The organism is Massilia varians, from assembly GCF_027923905.1.
Lineage (GTDB): Bacteria > Pseudomonadota > Gammaproteobacteria > Burkholderiales > Burkholderiaceae_D > Telluria > Telluria varians_B.
Genome location: NZ_AP026966.1, coordinates 410,799 through 434,886, shown reverse-complemented (window position 1 = coordinate 434,886; position 24,088 = coordinate 410,799). Strand labels below are relative to the sequence as shown.

Below are 24,088 nucleotides of genomic sequence, written 5' to 3'. Positions count from 1 at the left end.
GTGAAAAGAAGAAAGTGAATATAGGAGTTTCTGCACTTGGGAGCAAGCTGCAGATGTCTGCCGGGGAGGGATTGTTGTTCAACTAGCCCACCCAGAGGGGGCAGGGTTCAGCCGATGCGTTTCAGGCGCCCGATGATACCGGCCTCTTCGCGCGGCGAAAAAAAGTAGGGAAACAGCGAGCGGTCGCCGACCGCGTGGTCGCCCTTTCCCGCCACCTCGGCAATGCGCTGGGTACCGTGGGCGATATGCCCCCGCAACAAGACCGCCGGCGCGTCGACGCGCGGATTCGGCCGCGACTCGCACTCCACCTTGAAGTCGAGCATCGCTTCATAAAAGCGGCGGTGGCGCGGATTGACTTCAATGAAAATATCACTGCACTTGTGCAAGTCCCTGGCGTAGATGAAGGCCACGTGGAACAGCGATGCCAACACGGCCTTGGACTTGACCGACGGATCGAAGGCCAGCTTGATAATCTCGCACACCTTGCCTTGGGCACGGTAGGGATCGATATGGTCCCGGAATACCTGGTCGGAGAGCAGGCCGACTTCGGAATCGAGGTTGAGGCTGAGTGTACCGATGACGCCACTCTTGTTCGAAGCGGTCAGGGTAATCCGGTTCGGGTCATTGCCGATCTGATGGTTGCCGCTATAGCCGCGCCATGCATACATCTTGCTGATGAGCATACTGGCGGAACTGCGCTGTTCGTCGACGTCGGCGGCACGGATGCCGAATACGCTTTCATTGATGGTGACATCGACAATGCTCGCCGCGTACGCATCTTCCCCGTTGTCAGCAATGCTGCCAGGACTGACCGATTCTGTCGTGACGGTGTCGAACATGTGTACTCTCCTGGCGGGATGGACGCGTCTTGCCGCAGCCGGGACTGCCTCATATCATAGCATCGGAAATTCTAAATTGGCAACAAATTGTGCTAAAGAATTTTATCTTCATCATATCGAACAGCATATGGCGTCTCCACCCCTTGGACGGTGGAGATGCTTGTATAAGCCGATATTGTTGGATCACCGACACGCCGACAGGCCTTGCGTAGTTCAATGGTCCTGCTGGATGTCGCGATTGAGCTGGCCGATGAGTTCGGACGCCGCCGAGAGGATCTGGGCCGAGCCAAAGCCGGCACGGTACATTTCACGGAAAAACGAGCGCGCCAGGATCCTGGCGACCTGTTCGGGTTGGTGGTAAGCCAGCCGGTCCGTTCCAGGCTGCTCGCCCGCCGTCTCCTGGAGCATCGCCAGCTGGGCGAAGCGTGAGCCGAGCAGGTGGCGCAAGTGATGTATTTCCAGATACCTGCCCAGGAACGAGGCGAACAGCTGGAGCAGGCACAAGGCCGCCTCGTCGAAGGCAGCGCTGTCCTTGCCGTTGGCGGCATTGATGACCCCGACGATGCGTCCCTCCACATGGATTGGGGCACACACGAGGCTGCATCCCAGTGCCGTCCCGCGCCGTGCAAACGATGCGAATTCAGACTCCCGGATATCCGGGACCAGCAGTGCGCTTCCCCTTTCCAGCACCCGGCCGGAAATACCTTCGCCACGCCGGATGGCGGCCTGCAGTGCGGCATTGGGCAAGGGACCGTGGTGGGCATGGATGCTCATGCACGACTCGCCCTCCCCCTTGCCTCCCAATAGCATGAGCGAACAACTTGCCGCGCCGATCAGGCCGGCCGCGAGCGCGACCTGATCCTGGAGGCTATCTTGTTCAGGGCAGTATGCCAATGCTTGCTGCAAGGCCTGCAAACGGATCAGGGGAATGGACGCTGCCTGCATGCTTTCCTCGAGCAAGGGTGTGTTCGCCCAATTTCAACACATTTCATTAAAGTCATGCAATTGAAACCAGATGTGTTGTCAGACTTGCTCGGCGTTGGGCGTCCTGGGTGAGATGAACGCCTTGTGAAACAGGTGGCGCGCCAGCATCAGTAGCGGCATGCGCAGCCAATTGCCGCGCAGGTAGAGTGCGCCCTGCGCCAAGGGGGTGAAGCGGTCGGCACAGCTCGGATGTTGCGGCACCAGGATACGCATGAAGATGCGGTCCATCAGGGCCAGCAGGGGTGCAGAAGGTCGGCCGGTAGCCTCGGCTGCGGCCAGGGTCGCCGCCGGCACCGGGGTCCCGAGCAACCGGCTGCAATAGCGCAGCGCATAGAACAGCGGCCGCGCCAGCTGCAGCTGGACAGCACGCGCCGCCAATCCCTCCCAGAAGCCGGGCGCCGTGCCAAAGTGCAGCAGCAGCCGGTGCAAGTCGAGCAGGTCGCGCAGTCCACGGTCCGTCTCGCCTTCGGAAAACAGGTGCACCGCACTGTGCAGCACCAGGTCATGCGGTCCCAGTATCCAGAGATTGTCGCTGCCGGGAAGCGGCTGCGCCGCCGCGCGCAGCAGGGCCGGATCCGGACGCGCACGCGCCGTTTCGGGCAGAATGGCATGGTGCACGTCGATGGCGCCGCCGCGCTGGACGTGCTCCATCGGCGGCAGCTCGTGCATCCATTCCCGGTAGTAGCGCTGGTCGTACGGATCCTGCTTGACGCCTGCCCAGCCGTGCAGCATCAGCGCCGCCTCGACTTCGCCGATACGCTCCTTCGGCACCAGGATATCGACGTCGGAAAAAATACGCCCTTGTGCCGGCGGCAGTCCGGCAAGCGCATAGGCCGCCCCTTTCAGCAGGATGAGCGGCAGGTCGAGGCCGGCCAGGGCGCGCCGAATCTGGTCCACCTCGAAACGCACGGCGCGCTGGTGCGCCTGCAGCGTCACGTCAGCCCACTCGAAGTGCCGGCGCGCGTCCGGCGGTACCGACGCCAGCAGGCCTGCTTCGGCAAGGTCGGCTCCCAATGAGGCGACCAGGCTGGCATTCACCGCCTGGCGCAGCAGCAGGTCCCAATCGGCCAGGCCGAGCCTGCCGACCCGCGCCGGATCGCGCAGGACCTCGACCAGCAGGGGCAATCGCTTCATGCCGGACCGTCCGCGAAACCGTCGAACACGGCCATGGCATCGTCGAGCCGGCCATAGCTGAACGTATAGCCGCTGCAGCCCTCGACTAGGCGGCCGAGGACGTCGAAACCCTGCGCCCCCAGCACCGCATAATTGAAGGCGTTGTCGACCATGCCGGTGAACAGGCGCGCTTTCGCCAGGGGCGCCAGGCTGGGCGGCGTACCGGCTTCGTACCTGGGGAACACGACATGGGTCGCACGCGCCGGTTCGGCGGCGGCGGCGATGCTGGCGCGCGGCGCCCCCATGTGGGCGATGGTGCCCTTGGTGGTGCCATGGACTTCGGGGCCGAACAGGGCGTGCGGGGCATAATCGCGCAGCACGCCGATCGACGCATTCTTGAGGCTGACCGGACGCGCCAGCGGCAGCAGCGCCAGGTCTTGCGGCCTGACCAGGGTCAGCTCGTCCGACAGCAGGCGCCAGCCGCGGCTGGCCAGCGCCGCGCACAGGGTGCTCTTGCCGGAACCCGGCGGCGCCGGCAGGATCACGCCGGCGTTGCCGCGCTGGAGAACGGCGGCATGAATGATCAGGTAGCCGTGCGCGTGGTGCGACACGCACCAGTTCATCACCCATTCGAACATCGGGAAGGCCTGGTCCAGCGGCAGCGGCTGGAACGGCACCCGGCCGTCCGCATCGAACCGCACCTGCGGGCGGTACCAGCGGCGCGGACCGCCCGAGCGGCGGAAGCTGAGCTGGAAATCGGCGAAACCGTCCTCGCCATCGACCGGATAGTTGGCATACAGCAATGCGATCGCATCGGCCAGGTGCGCAATGTCGGTACGGATGCGGTTGCGAAAAGGACCGGTGCGCAGCACCAGGCCGGGGCCCGACAGGGACAGGCGGCGCAGCATCTCCGCGCGGCCGAGGCTGGCCAGCGTCAGCATGGGCAGGGCTCGATCAGGCCGAGGCGCGACAGTTCACCGAGCAGTGCTTCCAGCTCGGCGCCAATGGTCTCGCCGGCGATATCGAATTCGGCCTGCAGCGTCGAGGCCAGCGCGGCGCTGGAGGCGGGTCCGGGACGCAGGGATTCGAGCAGGCACAGTGCGGCCGGCCCCAGCAGATGGGTGGCGCCGGACAGGTCGTTGTACAGTACGGTTTCGTCGTCCCAGCTGCGGTAAGCAAGCGCCTGTCCGCTCGCCAGGCGCCATGCCGGAACTGCCACATCACGCATCCTCAACCCTGGGTGGACGCGAGGTATTTTTTGGTGGTTTCGGCATCCCAGTAAACGCCCTTGGCCGGCTGGTAATGGCCGGTGCTCTGCAGCTCAGCCCACATCTGCAGCAGGGTACGCTCGGAGAGGTAGCTGGTCCAGCCCTGCTTCACGTTCAGGTAGGTCGCCACCAGGTGCATGCCAAGATTGTACTTGTCGAATTTACAGCCCTCCACCAGCTGCAGCAAGGTTGCCGAGCCATAGGTGCCGTCATTCGCCTCGGAACAGCTGAAGATGCGGCTGAACAGGGTGTCGGTCGCGACCGGCCAGCCGCCGTGGTTCTTCCAGTAGCCTGGCGACCTGCCTGCGCAGCTCACGGCCGTGGCATTCGGTTTTTTGCTGAGCAGGCCGCTGGACAACGCGGCCGATGCGGAGACACATACCCGGGTAGCGCTGGCCTGGGTGGTCCACAGCACGCCGGCCGCACCGAGCCCGGCCTTCGCCAGGCGGCGACGCGCCGCGCCTTGCGGGGTCATCGGCGCGGCCGGCTCGGCGCGCCCTGCTTGGTCTTCGGTGGACACGGTGTCTATCCTCACATTGATGGTTTGCCCCAACGGCTCGTTTCATTCAAGCAAGAAACGTACCGTGTTGCATCATTTGCGCCAAAACTCACTATAAAACAAGTGCATAGCGCGGGCTGCTCATCCCTTACGCATGCAGTCTAGCGAGATTTCGGCGTGCTGTGTCAGATTTCTCGACAGACTCAGAAGAAGCTTTCGGGGATGACCAGCACGTCACCCGGACGCATCGTCATGTTGGCCGAGATGTCGCCATCCTTGATCAGGTCGTCGAGGCGCACCCCGTATTTCTGCTGCTTGCCGTCCACGGTACGGATGACGCTGGCGCGGTTGCCGGCGGCGAACTCGGTCACGCCGCCAACGGCAATCAGGACGTCCATCAGCGACATGTCCTTGCGATATGGCAGGGCTTGCGGACGTGCCGCCTGGCCGATCACGCGGATCTGCTCGCCGTAGCCGCCGACGAAATTGGTGACCACCACAGTGACGACCGGCTGCTGGATGAACTTGGCAAGCGCGGCTTCGATGTCGCGCGCCAGCTGGGTCGAGGTCTTGCCGGCGGCCGGCAGGTCCTCCACCAGCGGCGTGGTGATCTTGCCGTCCGGACGGACCGGCACCGACATCGACACTTCCGGATTGCGCCAGACGATGATATTGATCGCATCGCCCGGACCGATCAGGTATTCCGGGTTCACCACTTCGGCCGAAGGCAGCGCCGGCAGGGTAGTGGCGCAGCCGCCCAGGATGAACAGGCAGCTGATCGCGACAGCCTGGGCCGCGCGCTTGATCTTAGGGGTCATGTTCGTGCTCACGTCAAAATCCTCGGGTTGGCATGGCGTCGGTTACGGCATGCATGCAATATTGTTGAGCATAATTCTATACCATAGCACTTCGGCAACACCTGCACAATTGAAATACTTGTGGCGTACTTGCCGCTTGCTGGTTAGTGCGGGCGCTGCAACAGCTCGCGCACATGGCGCACCGGGATCGCGTAGGAAATGCCGCTTGGGTCGGACACCGCGCTTTCCCTCAAGCCCTTCAGGAATACCATATTGATCACCCCGACCACGCTACCGTCGTCGGGCCGGAACAGCGGGCTGCCGCTGTTGCCGGGATAGGCGGTGCCGTCGAGCTGATAGATGCGGAAGGCCGAGCGCTGCAGCTGGGCGATCGCGCGCGCGTCGAGCTGGCGCGAATTCAGCGAAGGCCGCACCACCGGCGTGATCGCCGCCAGCAGCGCGCGGTGGGTTGTCGCATGCAGGCCCAGGCGCATGCCCAGCGGATAGCCGGTGAATGCCAGCTCCTGCCCTTCGGCCACGCCGTCGTCACCGGCAAGCGCCAGCGGGGCCAGCGGCGCGCCGGACAGGCGCAGGTGGGCCAGGTCGTGCTCCGCGTCCAGCGCGACCAGGCGGGCCGGACGAAAACTGGCGGCCTCGCCCTCGCCGCCGATCACGATGCCGAGCTCTTCCTTGCGCGCCTCATCCAGCTGCTTCGGAATGACGTGCGCATTGGTAATGATGCTCAAGCCATCACCGACGGCGAAGCCGGTGCCGACGAACACGACGGCAGGCTGGCGGGTCTTGAGCAGCGTGCCGACGCCGACGACCGAAGGCTTGATTTGCGCCACCGTACGCGGCAGGTTCTGCGCCTTGGCCGGCAGCATGGCGACAGCCGCGACGGCCAGGACGAGGGTGTGCAGGGCCACTTTCGACACCATTCTCCGGGCCGTTTGGGACGCGCCAGCGAGGTTTCGAAAAAGAATCAATCGTGTGGGCATTTTTGTCTTTCCGACATTAAAATACGTATTTGACACAGGGCAATTTTCATTAAAGAAACGGCCATGAGTGTACGCGAGCCGCGGGATGCAGTGGCAGGACAATGCGCCAAGCAACAGCATTTCCACGGCAAAATGTTGCGATTAAGTAACATTTCAGCATTAAATTCATAGAAAAACCGTCAAATATTCGTTGTGATCGGGAATTTGTGTTGCATGGACCACCATTTTTGTCGTGTCCGTCGACTATTTTTCCGACCCGCAATTGCAATTGCTCAGTCAACAAGCGATCATGCAGACTATTTGACACTTTTATTGATTGATGAGCTTGCCAACTCAAGGGCAATCTCTTAGGCGAGAATCCACGACATGGCAGATATCACAGCCGCAATCCTTAACTTCCTCAAGGCAATTGGGAAATACCGCTGGCACGCGGTCTTCATTACCTGGGCCGTGGCCATCGCGGGCTGGGTGGTGGTCATGAAACTGCCCAACCAGTACGAAGTGTCGGCGCGCGTCTACGTCGATACCCAGAGCATTCTCAAGCCCCTGCTGTCCGGCATGACCACGTTGCCGAACCTCGACCAGCAGGTGCTGTACATGCGCCGCACCCTGATCAGCCGTCCGAACGTGGAAAAGGTCATGCGCATGGTCGACCTCGACGTCAAGGCCAAGAACGCCAAGGAACACGACGAAATGGTCGAGGAACTGATGGAGAAGATCAAGATCGGCGGCACCGAGCGCGACGACATCTATACCATCAGCTACACCGCCCCCGATGCGAAGCTGGGCAAGGACGTGGTGCAGGCGCTGCTGACCATGTTCGTCGAAGGCAGTTTCGGCGGCAAGAAGCAGGATTCCGAGAAGGCGGTCCAGTTCATCGACGACCAGATCCGCAACTACGAGGAAAAGCTGGCCGCGGCCGAGAACAGCCTGAAGGAATTCAAGATCCGCAACCTGGGCATGCTGCCGTCGGAAGGCGGCGACTTCGGTTCGCGCATGATGGCCGCCAACGAAGCGCTGAACACGGCGCGCCTGGAACTGGCCGAAGCCGAGCAGGCACGCAACGCGATCCGCCGCCGCATCGCCGGCGAAGCCGCCCCGGGCGAGACCGCGCCGCTGCCGGTCACCGACCCGGAACTCGAAGCGCGCATCGCCGAGGTCACCAAGACCCTGGACGGCCTGCGCACCCAGTACACCGAAGCGCATCCCGACATCATCGCCAACGCCCGCCTCCTGGATCAGCTGATCGTACGCAAGAAGGATCTGGCCAAGAACCGCAAGCCGAGTGCCGATCCGGGCGCCGGTTACAGCCCGATGCTGCAGCAGATGAACGTGGCGCTGTCGGAAGCCGAGGCACGCGTGGCCTCGCTGCAGGCGCGGGTCAGCGAACACACGGCACGCGTGGCGCGCCTGCGCGCCCAGAGCAGCCAGGCGCCGGAGATCGAGGCCCAGCTGGCCCAGCTCAACCGCGACTACGCGGTCAACCGCGAGAACTACCAGCAGCTGGTCCAACGCCGCGAATCGGCCAAGCTGTCGGGCGACCTGTCTTCCGCCACCGACATGCTGACCTTCCGCGTGATCGACCCGCCGACCGCGCCGCTGCTGCCGTCCGGCCCGAACCGCCTGCGCCTGTTCTCGCTGGTCTTCGTCGGCGCGCTGGTCGCCGGCCTGGCCTCGGCCTTCCTGCTGAGCCAGCTGCGTCCGACCTTCCTGAGCCAGGCCAGCCTGCGCGAGGTGACCGGCCTGCCGATCCTCGGCTCGATCAGCATGAACTGGACCGAACAGCAGACCGTCCGCCGCAAGCGCCGCCTGATTGCGCTGGGCGCCGCCGTGGCGCTGCTGCTGGCCATCTACGGCGCCGGCGTGACCACCATCCTGGTCCGCCCGGGCCTGTAACCGATCAAGGAGCAGACGTGAGCATTATCGAAAAAGCGGCGCGCCGCATCGACCAGGAACGCGGCCAGGCCGGGCCGGTCCAGGTGCCGGCGCAACTGGCCGTATCGCACGCCGTGCAAACGGCCGACCTCGAAGTCCTCGAACCCGTCGGCGCCGGAGCGCCGGTCCTGCCGCCGCAGCCTCCCGCCGCCCCGGCGCCGGCCGCTTTCGAAGCGGCTGCCGCGCCAGTCCTCGAAGCGGAGGCTGCGCCGCGGCGCCAGACCCGCAAGGTAGAACTCGACCTGGCCAAGATGCGCGCCAGCGGCATGGTGACCGCCGCCGGCGGCCGCACCTCGCTGGTGGAAGACTTCCGCATCATCAAGCGCCCCCTGCTCAAGCGCGCCTTCGGCGAACGCAAGCCGCGCGAGAACCCGGCCAACCTGATCATGATGACCAGCTCGCTGCCGGGCGAAGGCAAGACCTATTGCGCCATCAACCTGGCGATGAGCATCGCCATGGAACTCGACCATACCGTGCTGCTGGTGGACGCCGACGTGGCCCGCCCCTCGGTGCTGAGCACGCTCGGCCTGCCGGCACAGCGCGGCCTGATGGACCTGCTGGTGGACGACAAGCTCGACGTCTCCGACGTCCTGCTGCGCACCAACGTCGACACCCTGAGCATCCTTGCCGCCGGCACCAGCACCCCGCGCGCCACCGAACTGCTTGCCAGTTCGTCCATGGCCAACCTGGTGCAGGAGATCGCCAACCGCTATCCGGACCGGGTCGTGATCTTCGACTCGCCGCCCTTGCTGCTCACCAGCGAAGCACGCGCCCTGGCCAGCCACATGGGCCAGATCGTGGTAGTGGTCGAAGCCCAGAAGACCACGCAGCACGCGGTCGGCGAAGCACTGCGCCAGCTCGAGGGCTGCCCCAACGTGAACCTCATTTACAACAAGACCAGGGACATCCCGGGCATCGAAGAAACGTATGACTACCACTATGGGTGAGCTCCGTGCCAGCGTGGCGAGCATGCCGCGCCTGGCGCCGCTCGCAATCGCAGCGATGCTGTTCGCTTCCGAATGCCGCGCCGACTGGCGCGTGGTGCCCGCGCTGACGCTGACCGAGCGCTACACCGACAATTTCAGGCAGGAGAGCGACGCGCTGAAGCGCTCGCAGTTCATCAGCGAACTCGCCCCTTCCGTGAGCTTCGCCAAGACCGGTCCGCGCCTGCTCCTGAACGGCACGGCGCAATGGCGCCATTTCGATTACCGCGACAAGGACCTGCGCGACAGGGTCGACCACAGCTTCGAATACGACCTATCCGGACGTGCGACGCTGGCACAGGACCTGCTGTACGTCGACGCCAGTGCTTCAGCGCGGCCGAACAATATTTCCGCCTTCGGCCCGCGGGTCGAGGACGCTCCCTGGCTCGCGTCCAACCAGGCCAAGGTCAAAACCTGGCGCATCAGCCCCCATCTCGAACAGCGCTACGGCCAGCAGGCCGCGCTGTCGCTGCGCTATACCCGCGACCGGGTCGAGGGCGGCGGCACCCGCGGTTTCGCTACCACCACCGGCGACAGCATCGCCGCCAGCCTGTCCAGCGGCGCCGCGTTCGCCAAAGTGGGCTGGGGCCTGAGCTACCTGCACCAGGAACTGGACGATTCGCTCAATGGCGAGACTTCGAGCCAGGTCGCCAGCGCCAAGCTGCGCTATGTCCTTACCCCGCGCATGGGCCTGACGGCCCAGGTCGGCTACGATCGCTATCGTTTTCCGACCCTGGGCGGCGGCAACAGCGAGGGCCGCAACTGGTCGTACGGCTTCGACTGGAACCCTTCGCTGCGCACCAGCATGAGCGCATCCCTCGGCCGCCATTTCTACGGCCAGACCGGTGCATTCTCTCTGGTGCACCGAAGCCGGCGCACGACCTGGAACGTCGCCTACGACGACGGCATTACCACCGCGCGCGAAGAGTTCCTGCTGCCCTCCGCGGTCGACACCGGCGCGCTGCTGGACCGTCTGTTCGCCACCGCCATCCCGGACCCGGCGGCGCGGCGCGAAGCCATTGCCGCCTACATCCAGAACACCGGCCTGCCTCCCAGCCTGGCCAACGACGTCAACTTCCTGAGCAACCGCTATTTCCGCCAGCGCAGCCTGCAGGGATCGATGGCGTTCAAGCTGGCGCGCACCACCGGCATCCTGTCCGTGTCGCGCAGCGAGCGCATCGCCCTGTCGAGCCAGGAAAACGACAGCATCCTGCTCGGCAACCAGCTCAGCTCACGTAACGACAACGTGCGCCAGAAGGGCGCGAGCGCAACTTTCGATTACCGCCTCACCGCGCGGACGAACGCGGTAGCCGCTTTCGGCTGGTCGCGCAGCCTGTCGTTGACGACCGATATCGAGGACATCCGCCGCGATTTCCGCATTGGCCTGAACCACCAGCTCAGCCGCAAGCTGCGTGCCACGGTCGACCTGCAGCGCCGCACCGGCTCGGTCGGTTTCTCCGGCCGCAGCACCGGTCCATACCAAGAGCATTCCATTTCCGCCAGCCTGTCCGCCCAGCTTTAAGGAGCCGCAAGCGATGTACGAGACTTACTACGGGCTGTCCGTCAAGCCTTTCCAGCTGCGCCCGGACCCCCACTTCTTCTTCGGCAGCAAGGGCCACAAGCGCGCCATGGCCTACCTCGAGTACGGCCTGTCGCAAGGCGAGGGCTTCATCGTCATTACCGGTGAAGTCGGCGCCGGCAAGACCACCCTGGTGCGCAACCTGCTCAACAAGATTCCGACCGACCAGATCGTCGCCGCCCACATCGTCAACACCAGCCTCGATCCGGAGGACACCCTGCGCATGGTGGTGTCGAGCTTCGGCCTGCCGTACGAAGGCGCCAGCAAGGCCGAGCTGCTGAACCGCCTGGAACAGTTCCTGCGCGGCGTCGACCGCCAGGGCAAGCGCGCCCTCCTGGTGATCGACGAAGCCCAGAACCTGAACGCGCGCACGGTCGAGGAACTGCGCATGCTGTCGAACTTCCAGACCGACGACCGCTCGCTGCTGCAGACTTTCCTGCTCGGCCAGCCGGAGTTCCGCGCCACCCTGCACAGCCCCGGCATGCAGCAGCTGCGCCAGCGCGTGATCGCCAGCTACCACCTGGGCCCGATGGATGCGCAGGAAACCCGCGCCTACGTCGAGCACCGCCTGTCCACGGTCGGCTGGCAGGGCGACCCCGCTTTCGATGACGGCGCGCATGCGGCGATCTATGCCTACAGCGGCGGCATCCCGCGCAAGACCAATACCCTGATGGACCGGGTGCTCCTGATGGGCTACCTGGAAGAGATGCACGCCTTCGGCGAAGCCGACATCACCACCGTGGTGCGCGACATCGCCGAGGAATACGAGCTTCCCGAGGCCATGGGCACGCCGGACGCCGGCGCCCTGCCCGAGGGCGAGCTGCGCGCCATCGACACCCGCATGGGCGACAGGCGCGCCAACAGCGGCGGCGCCAGCGTGGAAGTGCTCGACGAACGCATGATGCGCCTCGAGAAGTCGATCGTCTCGGTACTGTCGATCCTGAAGAAAATCGTCGCCACGCCCCAGGGTGCCGCGCCCCAGCACATGGACAACCAGGAATGAAGCCCTACGAACCCGTAGCCCGCCCCGCCCCTGCCCCGGGCGAGCGCATCAGGAATGCGATGACCTGCGACGTCGAGGATTATTTCCAGGTCTCGGCCTTCGCCCCTTACATCGACCGCGATTCCTGGCCCACCCGTGAATGCCGGGTCGAGGCCAACATGGAGCGCATCCTGGCCATCTACGAACGCCACGGCGTGAAGGCCACCTTCTTCACCCTGGGCTGGATCGCCGAGCGCTATCCAGGCATGGTGCGCAACATCGTCGCCGCCGGCCACGAACTGGCCAGCCACGGCTACGGCCACCTGCGCGCCTCCGACCAGAGTCGGACCCAGTTCGACAACGACATCCGGTCGAGCAAGGCGCTGCTGGAAGACATCGGCGGCCAGGCCGTGCTGGGCTATCGCGCGCCGAGCTTCTCGATCGGCCATGCCAACCTGTGGGCGCTGGAGGCCCTGCAGGAAGCCGGCTACCGCTACAGCTCGAGCATCTACCCGATCGCCCACGACCACTACGGCATGCCGGACGCGCCGCGCTTCGCCTTCTACCCGCATGGCCCGGACGGCCTGCTGGAAGTCCCGGTCACCACGGTCAACATGCTGGGCCGCAACCTCCCGGCCGGCGGCGGCGGCTATTTCCGCCTGCTGCCCTACGCGCTGTCGCGCTGGATGATGCAGAAGGTGAACCGCGAAGACCGCCAGCCGGCCCTGTTCTACTTCCATCCCTGGGAACTCGATCCGGGCCAGCCGCGCCCGCAAGGGCTGGACGCCAAGTCGCGCTTCCGCCATTACGTGAACATCGAGCGCATGGAAGGCCGCCTCGAGCAGCTGGCCCGCGACTTCGCCTGGGACCGCATGGACCGCATCTTCCTCGACCGACGATAAACACCCAAGCAGCACCGACGCAAGACAACAACACCAACAAGGCATAGCACGGCATGAACTCGATCATTGAAGCGGCACAGGCAAAGCGCGCCGCCCCGGTGCTCGCCACCGGACCGCAAACCCTCCACCTCCTGCAGCCGCACGAACGCGCGCGCTGGGATGCGTTCGTGCGTTCCTGCCCGGACGCGACCTTCTTCCACCTGTCCGGATGGCAGAAGGTCATCGAAGAATCCTTCGACATCAAGACCTGGTTCTACTACGTCCAGCAGGACGGCCAGATCCAGGGCGTGCTGCCGCTGGCCGAGATCAAGAGCCGCCTGTTCGGCCACTCGCTGGGCGCGATGCCTTTCTGCGTCTACGGCGGCGTGGCCGCGATCGACGACGGCGCCCGCCTGCTGCTCGACGAGGCCGCCGACAAGCTGGCGCGCGAGCTGGGCGTCGGCCACCTCGAGTACCGCGGCATGACGCGCGCCCACCCGGACGACGCCAGCTGGCACACCAAGGAGCTGTACGTCACCTTCCGCAAGGAGATCAGCGCGGACGACGAGGCCAACCTGAACGCGATCCCGCGCAAGCAGCGCGCCATGGTGCGCAAGGGGATCAAGCTGGGCCTGAAGGGCGTGGTCGAGGACAACGTCGACCGCATGTTCGAGGCCTATGCCAACAGCGTGCTGCGCCTGGGCACCCCGGTGTTCCCGAAAAAATACTTCGCCCTGCTGCAGCAGGTCTTCGGCGACGAGTGCGAGGTGCGCAGCATCTACACTGAAGACGATCGCCTGGTGGCCTCGGTGCTGTCCTTCTACTGGCGCGACGAGGTCGTGCCCTACTACGGTGGCGGCATGGACCTGGCGCGCGAAGTGGCCGGCAACGACTTCATGTACTGGAACCTGATGCAGGCCGCAGCGGCGCGCGGTTGCCGCATCTTCGACTACGGCCGCAGCAAACTGGGCACCGGCGCCTACGACTTCAAGAAGAACTGGGGCTTCACGGCCACGCCGCTGGCCTACGAGTACAAGCTGTATGGCGCCGACAAGCTGCCGGACAACAACCCGCTGAACCCGAAGTACCAGCTGTTCATCAAGATGTGGAAGAAGCTGCCGCTGCCGGTGGCGAATTTCCTCGGCCCCTACATCGTGCGCAACCTGGGATAAGACGTGGAAGACCTGCTGCTCTTGATCCACCGGATCCCCTACCCGCCCAACAAGGGCGACAAGATCCGCTCCTACCACCTGCTCAAGCACCTGGCGCGCGACTACCGGGTGCACCTGGCGACGTTCGTGGACGACCCCGACGACTGGCAGCACGTGCCGACCGTCGAGAAGATGTGCGCGAGCAGCCATTTCGCGGCCCTGAATCCGCTTCTTTCGCGGGTGCGCAGCCTCGGCGCGCTGGTCAAGAACCGCTCGCTTTCGCTCGATTACTACCGCGACGCAGGCTTGGCGCGCTGGGTCGACCAGACCGTCGCCGCCCACAAGATCCAGCGGGTGCTGGTGTTCTCGTCGGCGATGGCCCAGTACGCCGACAAGTATCCGGACGCGCGCCGCGTGGTCGACTTCTGCGACGTCGACTCGGACAAGTGGCGCCAGTACGCCGACAAGAAATCCTGGCCGATGAGCTGGCTGTACCGCCACGAGGCGCGCCAGCTGCTGTCCTACGAGCGCCAGGTGGCGCGCCAGTACGATGCCTCGCTGTTCGTGTCGGCGCCGGAAGCGGACCTGTTCCGCCAGCTGGCTCCCGAGAGCGATGCGCGCATCGGCTTCTTCAGCAACGGTGTCGACACCGAGTACTTCTCGCCCGACGCCGCCGGCCCGTCCCCCTTCAAGGAAGGCGAGCAGGCCATCGTGTTCACCGGCGCCATGGACTACTGGCCGAACGTGGACGCGGTGCAGTGGTTCGCCGCCGAAGCGATGCCGCTGCTGCGCGCGCGCTTCCCCGAACTGCGCTTCTACATCGTCGGCGCGCGCCCGGCGCCCGCTGTGCTGGAACTGGCCAAGCAGCCGAACATCGTGGTCACCGGCACCGTGCCGGACGTGCGGCCCTATATCAAGCATGCGCGCGCCGCGGTGGCCCCGCTGCGCATCGCGCGCGGCATCCAGAACAAGGTGCTCGAGGCGATGGCGATGGCGACCCCGGTGGTGGTGACACCGCAGGCATTGGAAGGCATCGAGGCCGAGCCCGGTCGCGAACTGGTGCTGGCGCAGGACGCCGCCGGTTTCGCCGGGGCGGTGGCGCTGCTGCTGGCCCGCAGCGGCAACGACATGGGCCTGGCCGCACGCGCCAGGGTTGAACGCAAGTACAGCTGGCCGAGCAACCTGGCCTGCATCGGGGAGCGACTCGAATGTTCCTGAAACCTCCGCCTGGCATCGACCAGGCCGCCGCACATGCCGCCATCCCGGTCCCGGCTTCGGCAGCGCGCGCCAGCATTGCCGCGCTGGCCGTGGCCCTGCTGGTCCCGATCCTGCTGTTCTACGGCACGGCCGCTTCGATGGTCGGGATCTGGAACAGTTCCGAGACCTTCACCCACGGCTACGTGATCCTGCCGGTCAGCCTGTGGCTGATCTGGCGCCAGCGCGCCTGGTTCGCCAGCATCCCGGCGCGGCCCTGGTGGCCGGGGCTGGTGCTGATGGCCGGCGCCGGCGCGGCCTGGCTGGCCGGACGCCTGGGCGACGTCGGCGTGGTGATGCAGTACGCCTTCGTGGCGATGATGCCGCTTGCCGCGCTCACCCTGCTGGGCCCGCGCCTGGCGGCGAAATTCACCTTCCCGCTGCTGTTCCTGCTGTTCGCGGTGCCTTTCGGCGAGGTCTTCGTCGGCCCGCTGATCCAGCATACCGCCGACTTCACGGTGTGGGCGGTGCAGGCCACCGGCATCCCGGTGCTGCGCAACGGCACCCGCTTCGAACTGCCCACCGGCAGCTGGTCGGTGGTCGAGGCCTGCAGCGGCATCCGCTACCTGATCTCCTCGATCACGCTGGGCTGCCTGTACGCCTACCTGACCTACCGGTCGAACCTGCGGCGCGCCGTGTTCATCGGCATGGCGATCCTGGTCCCGATCGTGGCCAACTGGCTGCGCGCCTACGGCATCGTGATGATCGGCCATACCAGCGGCATGGAACTGGCCACCGGTGTCGACCACCTGGTCTACGGCTGGCTGTTCTTCGGCATCATCATGTTCCTCATGTTCTGGGTCGGCAGCTACTGGCGCGAGGACGACACGCCCGCCACGCCGGCCGCGTCCGCCGCGGCGCCGGTGGCGGCCGGCGGCCCGGCCGGATCGCTGGTGCCGGCGGCCGTCGCCGTGGTGGCAATGGCCGCCGCCTGGCCGGCCTTCGCCGCCTACAACGACCGTGCCAACCACAACCCGCAGCCGGTCGACCTGGCACTGCCGGCACTGGGTTGGCCGCAAGCGGCGGCGTTCCCGGACTGGCAGGTCGACTACATGGAGCCGGACGCCCGGGTGCTGCGCACCTACCGCTCGCCCGAGGGACGGCCGGTGCGGCTGCAGCTGCTGTACTACCGCAACCAGAGCAAGCAGAAAGGCCTGATCAGCTCCGTCAACCGGCTGGCCGGCGAACAGAGCGCCTTCCACGAGACCGCCTCGCGCGGACGCACCGAGCAAGTGGGCGGCCAGGCGCTGGCGCTGCGCGAAGCCGTGCTGCACGGTCCGGGCGGACCGCTGCTGGTCTGGCAGACGCTGTGGGTCGATGGCCGCTACACGGCGAGCAACGTCACCGGCAAGCTGCGCCAGGCCCAGGGCAAGCTGCAGTTCCGCGGCGACGACGGCGCCATGCTGGCGCTGGCGGCGCCCTACGATGCCACCGACAAGGATGCGGACAGCGCCCGCGCCGCCCTGCGCGCCTTCCTCGGCCAGCACTTCGGCGCCATCGACCGCGGCCTGGCGCAGGCGCGCGCGCACTGAGGATCGGCATGCGCAACGAGCTCGCCCACCTGGAGACCCCCGGCATGCAGCGCCCGCTGGTCGTGCACCTGACCTACTCGCTCGACGTCGGCGGGCTGGAAACCCTGCTGGTGGACTGCATCAACCGCATGCCGCCGGAACGCTACCGGCATGCGGTGGTCTGCCTGACGCGCTATACCGATTTCGCCAAGCGCATCACCCAGCCCGGCGTCGAGCTGTACGCGCTGGGCAAGCCACCCGGCCTGGGACTCGGCACGCACCTGGCGTTCTGGAAGCTGATGCGGCGGCTGCGCCCGGCCATCCTGCACACCTACAACCTGTCGGCGCTCGAGTACAACTTCAGCGGCGCGCTGGCCGGCATCCCGGTGCGCATCCACGCCGAGCACGGACGCGACGCCAGCGATCCACAGGGCCTGAACCCGAAGCACAATTTCCTGCGCCGCCGCCTGGCGCCCTTCATCGACTGCTTCATCCCGGTGTCGGAAGACCTGCGCCGCTGGCTCGGCGAGACGGTAGGCATCCCGGCGGACCAGACCCTGTTCATCCGGAACGGCGTCGATACCGAACGCTTCGCCGCAGCAAACGTGGCGGCCGGCCAGGCCTCGCCGTGGGGACCGGACGACATCGTAATCGGCACCGTGGCGCGGATCCAGGACGTCAAGAACCACCGCGGCCTGGTCGCGGCCTTCGCCCGCCTGCGCGAGCTGGCGCCGGAGCAGCGCGAGCGGCTGCGCCTGAGCATCGTCGGCGACGGTCCCTTGATGGGCGCGGTGCGCGAACAGGTGGCCAGCCTCGGCCTGCAGGACGTGGTGTGGCTGCCCGGCGCGCGCGCCGACGTGGCCGCGCTGCTGCACGGCTTCTCGCTGTTCGCCCTGCCCTCGCTGGCCGAAGGCACGCCGGTCTCGATGCTGGAAGCGATGGCCTGCGGCCTGCCGGTGGTGGCGTCGAACGTGGGCGGCATTCCCGAAGTCGTGACCGACGGCATCGAGGGCAGCCTGGTGCCTGTGGAGGACACCGAGGCGCTGGCCCGGGCCCTGGCAAGCTACGTACGCGACCCGGCGCTGCGCCGGCAGCGCGGCGAGGCGGCGCGCGCACGGGTCGAAGCAGCCTTCAGCATGCGCGCCATGCTGGCGGAATACGGCAAGCTGTACGACCGCCTGTGCCGGCAGAAGATTCGCCAGCCGGCCTGATTAAGGCAGGCTGAATTAATTCAGAAAAAGATTAGAGAAACTTAAGGAACACCTACCATGTGCGGAATCGTCGGCATTCTCGACACCCGGGGCGCCCGCCCCATCGACCGCGAAGCGCTGCGGCGCATGAACGAAAGCCAGTACCACCGGGGCCCCGACGAGGGCGAACTGTACCTGGAACCGGGCCTGGGCATGGGCCACCGGCGCTTGTCGATCATCGACATCGCCACCGGCCAGCAGCCCTTCCGCAGCGCCGACGGCAGCATGACCCTGGTGTTCAACGGCGAGATCTACAACTACCGCGCGCTGCGCGACGAGCTGGTGGCCAAAGGCCACGTGTTCCGCACCAAGTCGGACACCGAGGTCCTCATGCAGGCGTATCAAGCCTGGGGCGAGGGCTGCCTGCGCCGCCTGCGCGGCATGTTCGCCTTCGCCTTGTGGGACAAGGGGCGCCAGCTGCTGTTCATGGCGCGCGACCACGTCGGCGTCAAGCCGATGTTCTACTCGCTGCTGCCGAACGGCCTGTTCGTGTTCGGCTCCGAGCTGAAGTCGATCATGACCTTCCCCGAACTGTCGCGCGAACTGAACCCACGGGCGGTCGAAGACTATTTCGCCTTCGGCTACGTGCCGGAACCGAACACGATCTTCTACAATGCTTATAAGCTCAGCCCGGGCTACTGCATCACTCTGCACGTCGGCGACAAGACCGTGACGCCGCGCCGTTATTGGGACCTGCCCTTCCGTCCGCATGCACCGCGTCCAGAAGCCGAGGTCACTGCCGAACTGGCCGCGCGCCTACAGGAAGCGGTGCTGTCGCAGACCGAAGCCGAAGTGCCGCTGGGCGCTTTCCTGTCCGGCGGCGTCGATTCGAGTGCGGTAGTGGCGATGATGGCGCAGCAGGGCAAGGATGCGGTGATCACCTGCTCGATCGGCTTCGATGACCCCGAGTTCGACGAATCGACCTACGCCAAAATGGTGGCCCAGCGCTACACCACGCGCCACCACGCGCAGGTGGTAAGCAAGGACGACTACGACCTGGTCAACCTGCTGGCCGGACTGTACGACGAACCCTATGCCGACAGCTCGGCGATCCCGACCTACCGGGTCTGCCAGCTGGCACGCAAGCACGTGACGGTGGCGCTGTCGGGCGACGGCGGCGACGAGAACTTCGCCGGCTACCGCCGTTACCGCTATGCCATGGCCGAGCACAGCGTGCGCTCCAAGCTGCCGGCCGGGATCCGCAAGCCCCTGTTCGGGACCCTGGGTGCCCTGTACCCGAAGGCCGACTGGGCGCCGCGCGTATTCCGTGCCAAGACCACCTTCGAAGCGCTGGCGCGCGACCTGGTCGAGGGCTACTTCCACGGCGTGTCAATCATGCCGGACCGCGTGCGCGACGAATTGTTCAGCGATGGCTTCCGCAACAAACTGCAAGGCTACCGCGCGATTGAAGTGATGCGCAGCCATGCCAAGAACGCTCCCACCGACGACCCGCTGTCGCTGCTACAGTACCTCGACTTCAAGACCTACCTGCCGGGCGACATCCTGACCAAGGTCGACCGCGCCAGCATGGCCCACTCGCTCGAAGTGCGGGTGCCGCTGCTGGACCATACCTTCCTGGAGTGGGTGTCGGGGCTGCCGTCGAACATCAAGCTGCAGGGTGGCGAGGGCAAGTACATCTTCAAGAAGTCGCTCGAACCCTTCCTGCCCGAGGACGTGCTGTACCGTTCCAAGAAGGGCTTCTCGATCCCGGTCGCAGCGTGGCTGCGTGGCCCGCTGCGCGGAGCCGTGCGCGAAGCGGTGCTCAGCCAGCGCCTGCTGGACACCGGCATCTTTAACGAGCGCTACCTGCGCCACATGGTGGACCAGCACGAATCCGGCACCAGCGACTACAGCGCCTCGCTGTGGTCGGTGCTGATGTTCGAAGCCTTCCTGCGCGTCAGCTTGGGACGCTGAAAAACTAACGCCCGGCACAGGCCGGGCGCTGATTCACATCTATACGAACACCCTGGGCATGCGGCCCGGGGAACGCTTCACGCGGCGCGGCTGACGCGCCCGATCCCTTCGTAATGCAGGCCATAGGATGAGACCATGGCCGGCTGCCAGATGTTACGGCCGTCGAACACAGCCTTGCTTGCCAGGCCCTGGGCCAGCTGGGCGAAATCCGGCGAGCGGAATTCCTTCCACTCAGTGACCAGCGCCAGCGCATCGGCACCGCGCACCGCATCCATGGCCGACGTCGAGATGCGCAGCATCTCGGCGATGCGTTGCGGGCCGTGCTCGGCCAGCAGCACGCGCAACGCTTCTTCGCTCGCCACCGGGTCGTAGGCCACAACCTTGGCGCCGACCGCGAACAGCTTGCGGATCAGGCACAGACTCGAGGCTTCGCGCATATCGTCGGTGTTCGGCTTGAACGACAGGCCCCACAGCGCGATCGTGAGGCCGGCCAGCTTGTCTTCGCCGCCGTAGAAACGGCACAGCTTGCTGAACAGCACGTTCTTCTGCGCCTCGTTGACCTTCTCGGTGGCGTTCAGCAGGTACATCGGTTGCTCGTGGTCGGCTGCAGTCTTGACCAGAGCCTTGATGTCTTTCGGGAAGCAGGAGCCGCCGTAGCCGACGCCGGCGTACAGGAAGTTCGGGCCGATGCGCGGGTCCAGGCCCATGCCGAGGCGGATCGCCTCGATGTCGGCGCCCAGCAGTTCGGCCAGGTTCGCCAGTTCGTTCATGAAGCTGATGCGGGTGGCCAGCATGGCGTTGCAGGCGTACTTGGTCAGCTCGGCGCTGCGCACGTCCATCTCGACCAGCTTTTCGTGGTTGCGGTTGAAAGGACCGTACAGCTCGCGCATCAGGCGCGTCGCCCATACATTGTCGCTGCCGATCACAATGCGGTCCGGACGGGTGAAGTCGCCGATCGCGGCGCCTTCCTTCAGGAATTCCGGATTGCTGATCACGGCGAATTCGATATTCAGGCCACGCTTGTCCAATTCGCCTGCGATGGCAGCGCGTACCTTGTCGGCGGTGCCCACCGGTACGGTCGACTTGTCGACGATGACCACCGGACGGTCGATACGTTTGCCGATGCTGCGCGCGGCGGTCAGGATGTGGGTCAGGTCGGCGCTGCCGTCCTCGTCCGGTGGGGTTCCGACCGCCAAGAAGATCACCTCGGCGTGAGCAACCGCTTCATCGTAGCTGGTGGAAAACAGCAGGCGCCCCGCGCCGGCATTGCGGTTGACCAGCGAATCGAGGCCCGGTTCGTGAATCGGGATGCGGCCGTCCTTGAGCATGTCGATCTTGCGAGCATCGACGTCGAGGCACAGCACGGTATTGCCAACGTCAGCGAAGCAGGCGCCAGACACCAGGCCAACATACCCGGTGCCGATGATGGAAATTTTCATAGGAATTCAGCGTGGAAAGAGACACGGATAGCCGGCGCTTCAAGCGAGCCCGGCCGTGAATGTTTCTAGCAAGACTAACAGTGCCGTTAAAAAATTGCAAACGAAATAACATTATTGTGTATGGCACTGCATGCGTAAAAACGGACACTGTGTCCCACACGAAACAAGTGCGATATTTTAATTTTTATAAGGTAATATGCTGACTTGCCTTTAACGAAAATGGCATTCCAATAAGCACTCCCTGTCCTGACTATACCGGTCAGGTGCAACAAGCGAAGACCGGTCCGCGTGCCTTGTGAAGGCAGTGCCGGAATGCCTGTCCGGTCAAGTTCCGACATGAAATTATTGACGTTTTCCACTCTGTTTCCCAATGCCGAACAGACCACCCATGGACTGTTCGTGGAAACCCGGCTGCGCTACCTGATCGCCAGCGGCCAGGTCGAATCGCGCGTGGTCGCCCCCGTACCCTGGTTCCCGTTCGCACACGAGCGCTTCGGCAAGTACGGCAAGCTGGCGTGTGTGCCTACCAACGAAGTACGCGGCGCCATTGAGGTCAGCCATCCGCGCTACGTGGCGCTGCCGAAGATCGGCATGAACGTCGCGCCGCATCTAATGGCGCGCGCAGTGCGTCCGGCGATCGGCCGGATCATCGATAGCGGCTACGATTTCGACGCCATTGACGCCCATTACTTCTACCCGGACGGGGTGGCGGCGGTCATGCTCGGCAAGTACTTCAACAAGCCGGTGGTGGTGACCGCGCGCGGCAGCGACATCAACCTGCTGCCGCAATTCCCGGTGCCGCGCAAGATGATCCTGTGGGCGGCCAAGAACGCGCACGCCGTGATCACCGTCTGCAGCTATTTGAAGGACGAGATGGTGCGCCTGGGCGCCGACCCGCAGCGCATTACGCCGCTGCGCAACGGCGTCGACCTGCAGCGCTTCGCGCCGATGGACACCGAACGCGATGCGGTGCGCGCCAAGCTCGGCCTTAGCGGCTACACCCTGCTCTCGGTCGGCCGCCTCAATGAAGTCAAGGGCCACGACATCATCGTCAAGGCCCTCACCCGCCTGCCGGGCGTGAGCCTGATGATCGCCGGCGACGGTCCGGACCGCGGCAAGCTGGCCGCCCTCGCGCAAGAACTCGGCGTGGCCGACCGCGTGCGCCTGCTTGGTCCCGTGCCGCAGACCGAATTGCGTACCTATTACGGCGCCGCCGATCTCCTGGTGCTCGCCTCCAGCCGCGAAGGCTGGGCCAACGTGCTGCTCGAATCGATGGCCTGCGGCACGCCGGTGGTCGCCACCAGCATCTGCGGCACGCCGGAAGTCGTTACCGCGCCCGAAGCGGGCCGCCTGATACCCGAGCGCACGCCGGAATGCCTGGCGGAAGCCGTCAAGCTGCTGCGCGCCGACACCCCGGACCGCGCCGCCACCCGGCGCTACGCCGAACGCTTCAGCTGGGACCAGACCACGCAGGGACAGATCGACCTGTTCCGCACTATTCTTATGGGGCATACCTGATGCGCATCCTTTATCACCACCGCACCCGCTCGAAGGACGGCCAGTACGTCCACATCGAAGAGATGATCAATGCCCTGCGCGAGCAGGGCCATGAGATCGTGATCGTGGCTCCGCCCAGCGCCGAGACCGAGGACTTCGGTTCGGACGCCGGCGCCGTGGCTCTGCTCAAGCGCTGGCTGCCGAAATGGTTCTACGAACTGATAGAGCTGGGCTATTCGCTGGTGGCCTACCGCCGCCTGGCAAAAGCTGTGCGCGAGCACAAGCCGGACTGCATCTACGAGCGCTACAACCTGTTCCTGCCGGCCGGCGTCTCGCTGGCGCGCCGCTACAAGCTGCCGCTGCTGCTCGAGATCAACGCCCCGATCCTGGAAGAGCGCAGCCGCTACGACGGCCTCGCACTCACCCGCCTGGCGCGCTGGTCGCAAGCCTATGCCTGGCGCAACGCCGACGTGGTGCTGCCGGTAACGCGCGTGCTGGGCGACATCGTCGCTTCCTACGGCGTGCCGCAGGAGCGCATCGTGGTGATCCCGAATGGCATCAACAACAAGCGCTTCTCGTCGGTGCCCGACGTCGAGGCGGCCAAGCGCGCTCTCGGCCTGGGCGGCAAGCTGGTGCTGGGCTTCACCGGTTTCGTGCGCGACTGGCACGGCCTGGACAAGGTAATCGACCTGATAGCGAAAGACCCGCCCGAATCGCAGCGCCACCTCTTGGTAGTCGGCGACGGTCCGGCGCGCGCCAGCCTGGAAAAGCAGGCGCGCGAGCTCGGTATCGCCAGCCGCGTGACCTTTACCGGCATCGTCGGCCGCGACGACGTGGCGCGCCACGTGGCGGCCTTCGACATCGCGCTGCAGCCGGCGGTGGTGGCCTACGCGTCGCCTTTGAAGCTGTTCGAATACCTAGCGCTCGGCAAGGCGATCGTCGGCCCGGCCCAACCAAACATCGAAGAGATCCTGACGCGCGACGAGAATGCGGTACTGTTCGACCCGGACAGTACCGCTTCGCTGGCGCAAGCGGTCGACCGCCTGTGTCATGATCGCACCCTTCGCGAGAAGGTGGCGGCCAATGCCCGTGCCACGATCGCCGAACAAAGACTCACCTGGCACGAAAATGCGCTGCGCGTCGTCGGCCTCTTCCAAGGGCTGCTGCTCCGCCATGAGACGCCGCCTACCGTGGTTTCCTCGCAAAGGACATGA

The 24,088-nt window shown here is 65.4% G+C and carries 21 protein-coding genes; 12 read left to right on the top strand and 9 right to left on the bottom strand.

From position 1 onward, the window contains the following. Positions 1-107: 107 nt before the first annotated feature. The 8 genes from MasN3_RS02020 to MasN3_RS01985 all read right to left on the bottom strand — a co-directional run bounded on the left by MasN3_RS02020 (position 108) and on the right by MasN3_RS01985 (position 6,438). The gene (locus MasN3_RS02020) at positions 108-839 is read right to left on the bottom strand and encodes an N-acyl amino acid synthase FeeM domain-containing protein (RefSeq protein ID WP_281911847.1); all 732 of its coding nucleotides are present in this window, start codon (positions 837-839) and stop codon (positions 108-110) included. Between the two features lie 213 nt (positions 840-1,052). Then, on the bottom strand, positions 1,053-1,784 hold the full coding sequence (locus tag MasN3_RS02015; protein ID WP_281911844.1) for a GAF domain-containing protein: 732 nt from the start codon (positions 1,782-1,784) through the stop codon (positions 1,053-1,055). A gap of 78 nt (positions 1,785-1,862) precedes the next feature. Then, positions 1,863-2,957: a nucleotidyltransferase domain-containing protein gene (locus tag MasN3_RS02010; RefSeq protein WP_281911843.1), complete on the bottom strand. Its 1,095-nt coding sequence runs from the start codon at positions 2,955-2,957 to the stop codon at positions 1,863-1,865. Further along, the gene (locus MasN3_RS02005; RefSeq protein WP_281911841.1) at positions 2,954-3,877 is read right to left on the bottom strand and encodes an HprK-related kinase A; all 924 of its coding nucleotides are present in this window, start codon (positions 3,875-3,877) and stop codon (positions 2,954-2,956) included. The genes MasN3_RS02010 and MasN3_RS02005 overlap by 4 nt, the downstream gene beginning before the upstream one ends. After that, positions 3,871-4,155 (bottom strand): HPr-rel-A system PqqD family peptide chaperone, encoded by a 285-nt coding sequence (locus tag MasN3_RS02000; RefSeq protein ID WP_281911839.1) that lies wholly within the window; start codon positions 4,153-4,155, stop codon positions 3,871-3,873. Before MasN3_RS02000 ends, MasN3_RS02005 begins: the two co-directional genes overlap by 7 nt. An 11-nt stretch (positions 4,156-4,166) precedes the next feature. Further along, entirely contained in the window at positions 4,167-4,724 is a 558-nt protein-coding gene (locus MasN3_RS01995; RefSeq protein WP_281911836.1) for a hypothetical protein, read from the bottom strand. Positions 4,725-4,906: 182 nt separating this feature from the next. After that, positions 4,907-5,521 carry an XrtA/PEP-CTERM system exopolysaccharide export protein gene (locus MasN3_RS01990; RefSeq protein WP_281911835.1) on the bottom strand — a complete coding sequence of 205 codons (615 nt, stop codon included), beginning with the start codon at positions 5,519-5,521 and terminating at the stop codon, positions 4,907-4,909. 143 nt (positions 5,522-5,664) lie between these two features. Next, complete coding sequence (locus tag MasN3_RS01985) at positions 5,665-6,438, bottom strand: S1 family peptidase (protein ID WP_281911834.1); 774 nt, start codon at positions 6,436-6,438, stop codon at positions 5,665-5,667. Between the two features lie 426 nt (positions 6,439-6,864). Here MasN3_RS01985 and MasN3_RS01980 point away from each other — a divergent pair, with 426 nt between their 5' ends. Genes MasN3_RS01980 through MasN3_RS01935 form a run of 10 tightly spaced genes read left to right on the top strand, consistent with a single transcriptional unit; the run spans position 6,865 to position 19,938 of the window. Further along, positions 6,865-8,394, top strand: a complete 1,530-nt coding sequence (locus MasN3_RS01980; RefSeq protein ID WP_281911832.1) for an XrtA system polysaccharide chain length determinant — start codon at positions 6,865-6,867, stop codon at positions 8,392-8,394. 17 nt (positions 8,395-8,411) lie between these two features. Beyond that, entirely contained in the window at positions 8,412-9,380 is a 969-nt protein-coding gene (locus MasN3_RS01975) for an XrtA-associated tyrosine autokinase (protein ID WP_281911830.1), read from the top strand. Further along, positions 9,361-10,938: a TIGR03016 family PEP-CTERM system-associated outer membrane protein gene (locus tag MasN3_RS01970; RefSeq protein ID WP_281911828.1), complete on the top strand. Its 1,578-nt coding sequence runs from the start codon at positions 9,361-9,363 to the stop codon at positions 10,936-10,938. The genes MasN3_RS01975 and MasN3_RS01970 overlap by 20 nt, the downstream gene beginning before the upstream one ends. 13 nt (positions 10,939-10,951) lie before the next feature. Further along, positions 10,952-11,998 carry an XrtA/PEP-CTERM system-associated ATPase gene (locus MasN3_RS01965; protein WP_281911826.1) on the top strand — a complete coding sequence of 349 codons (1,047 nt, stop codon included), beginning with the start codon at positions 10,952-10,954 and terminating at the stop codon, positions 11,996-11,998. Beyond that, positions 11,995-12,879 (top strand): XrtA system polysaccharide deacetylase, encoded by an 885-nt coding sequence (locus MasN3_RS01960; RefSeq protein ID WP_281911825.1) that lies wholly within the window; start codon positions 11,995-11,997, stop codon positions 12,877-12,879. Before MasN3_RS01965 ends, MasN3_RS01960 begins: the two co-directional genes overlap by 4 nt. A gap of 53 nt (positions 12,880-12,932) precedes the next feature. Next, complete coding sequence (locus MasN3_RS01955) at positions 12,933-14,030, top strand: FemAB family XrtA/PEP-CTERM system-associated protein (protein WP_281911822.1); 1,098 nt, start codon at positions 12,933-12,935, stop codon at positions 14,028-14,030. Between the two features lie 3 nt (positions 14,031-14,033). After that, positions 14,034-15,227 carry a TIGR03087 family PEP-CTERM/XrtA system glycosyltransferase gene (locus MasN3_RS01950; RefSeq protein ID WP_281911820.1) on the top strand — a complete coding sequence of 398 codons (1,194 nt, stop codon included), beginning with the start codon at positions 14,034-14,036 and terminating at the stop codon, positions 15,225-15,227. Beyond that, positions 15,218-16,795, top strand: a complete 1,578-nt coding sequence (gene xrtA / locus MasN3_RS01945; protein WP_281911818.1) for an exosortase A — start codon at positions 15,218-15,220, stop codon at positions 16,793-16,795. The genes MasN3_RS01950 and xrtA overlap by 10 nt, the downstream gene beginning before the upstream one ends. Positions 16,796-16,803: 8 nt before the next feature. Beyond that, positions 16,804-17,985 carry a TIGR03088 family PEP-CTERM/XrtA system glycosyltransferase gene (locus MasN3_RS01940; RefSeq protein WP_281911817.1) on the top strand — a complete coding sequence of 394 codons (1,182 nt, stop codon included), beginning with the start codon at positions 16,804-16,806 and terminating at the stop codon, positions 17,983-17,985. A 57-nt stretch (positions 17,986-18,042) separates the two neighbouring features. Continuing rightward, the gene (locus tag MasN3_RS01935) at positions 18,043-19,938 is read left to right on the top strand and encodes an XrtA/PEP-CTERM system amidotransferase (RefSeq protein WP_281911815.1); all 1,896 of its coding nucleotides are present in this window, start codon (positions 18,043-18,045) and stop codon (positions 19,936-19,938) included. 77 nt (positions 19,939-20,015) lie between these two features. Here the strand turns inward: MasN3_RS01935 and MasN3_RS01930 are convergent, their stop codons facing one another. Next, the gene (locus MasN3_RS01930; RefSeq protein ID WP_281911813.1) at positions 20,016-21,377 is read right to left on the bottom strand and encodes a UDP-glucose dehydrogenase family protein; all 1,362 of its coding nucleotides are present in this window, start codon (positions 21,375-21,377) and stop codon (positions 20,016-20,018) included. Positions 21,378-21,713: 336 nt separating this feature from the next. On the opposite strand from MasN3_RS01930, the gene MasN3_RS01925 reads away from it, so the two are divergent. Further along, positions 21,714-22,895 carry a glycosyltransferase family 4 protein gene (locus tag MasN3_RS01925; RefSeq protein WP_281911812.1) on the top strand — a complete coding sequence of 394 codons (1,182 nt, stop codon included), beginning with the start codon at positions 21,714-21,716 and terminating at the stop codon, positions 22,893-22,895. Beyond that, positions 22,895-24,088: a glycosyltransferase family 4 protein gene (locus tag MasN3_RS01920; RefSeq protein WP_281911811.1), complete on the top strand. Its 1,194-nt coding sequence runs from the start codon at positions 22,895-22,897 to the stop codon at positions 24,086-24,088. Before MasN3_RS01925 ends, MasN3_RS01920 begins: the two co-directional genes overlap by 1 nt.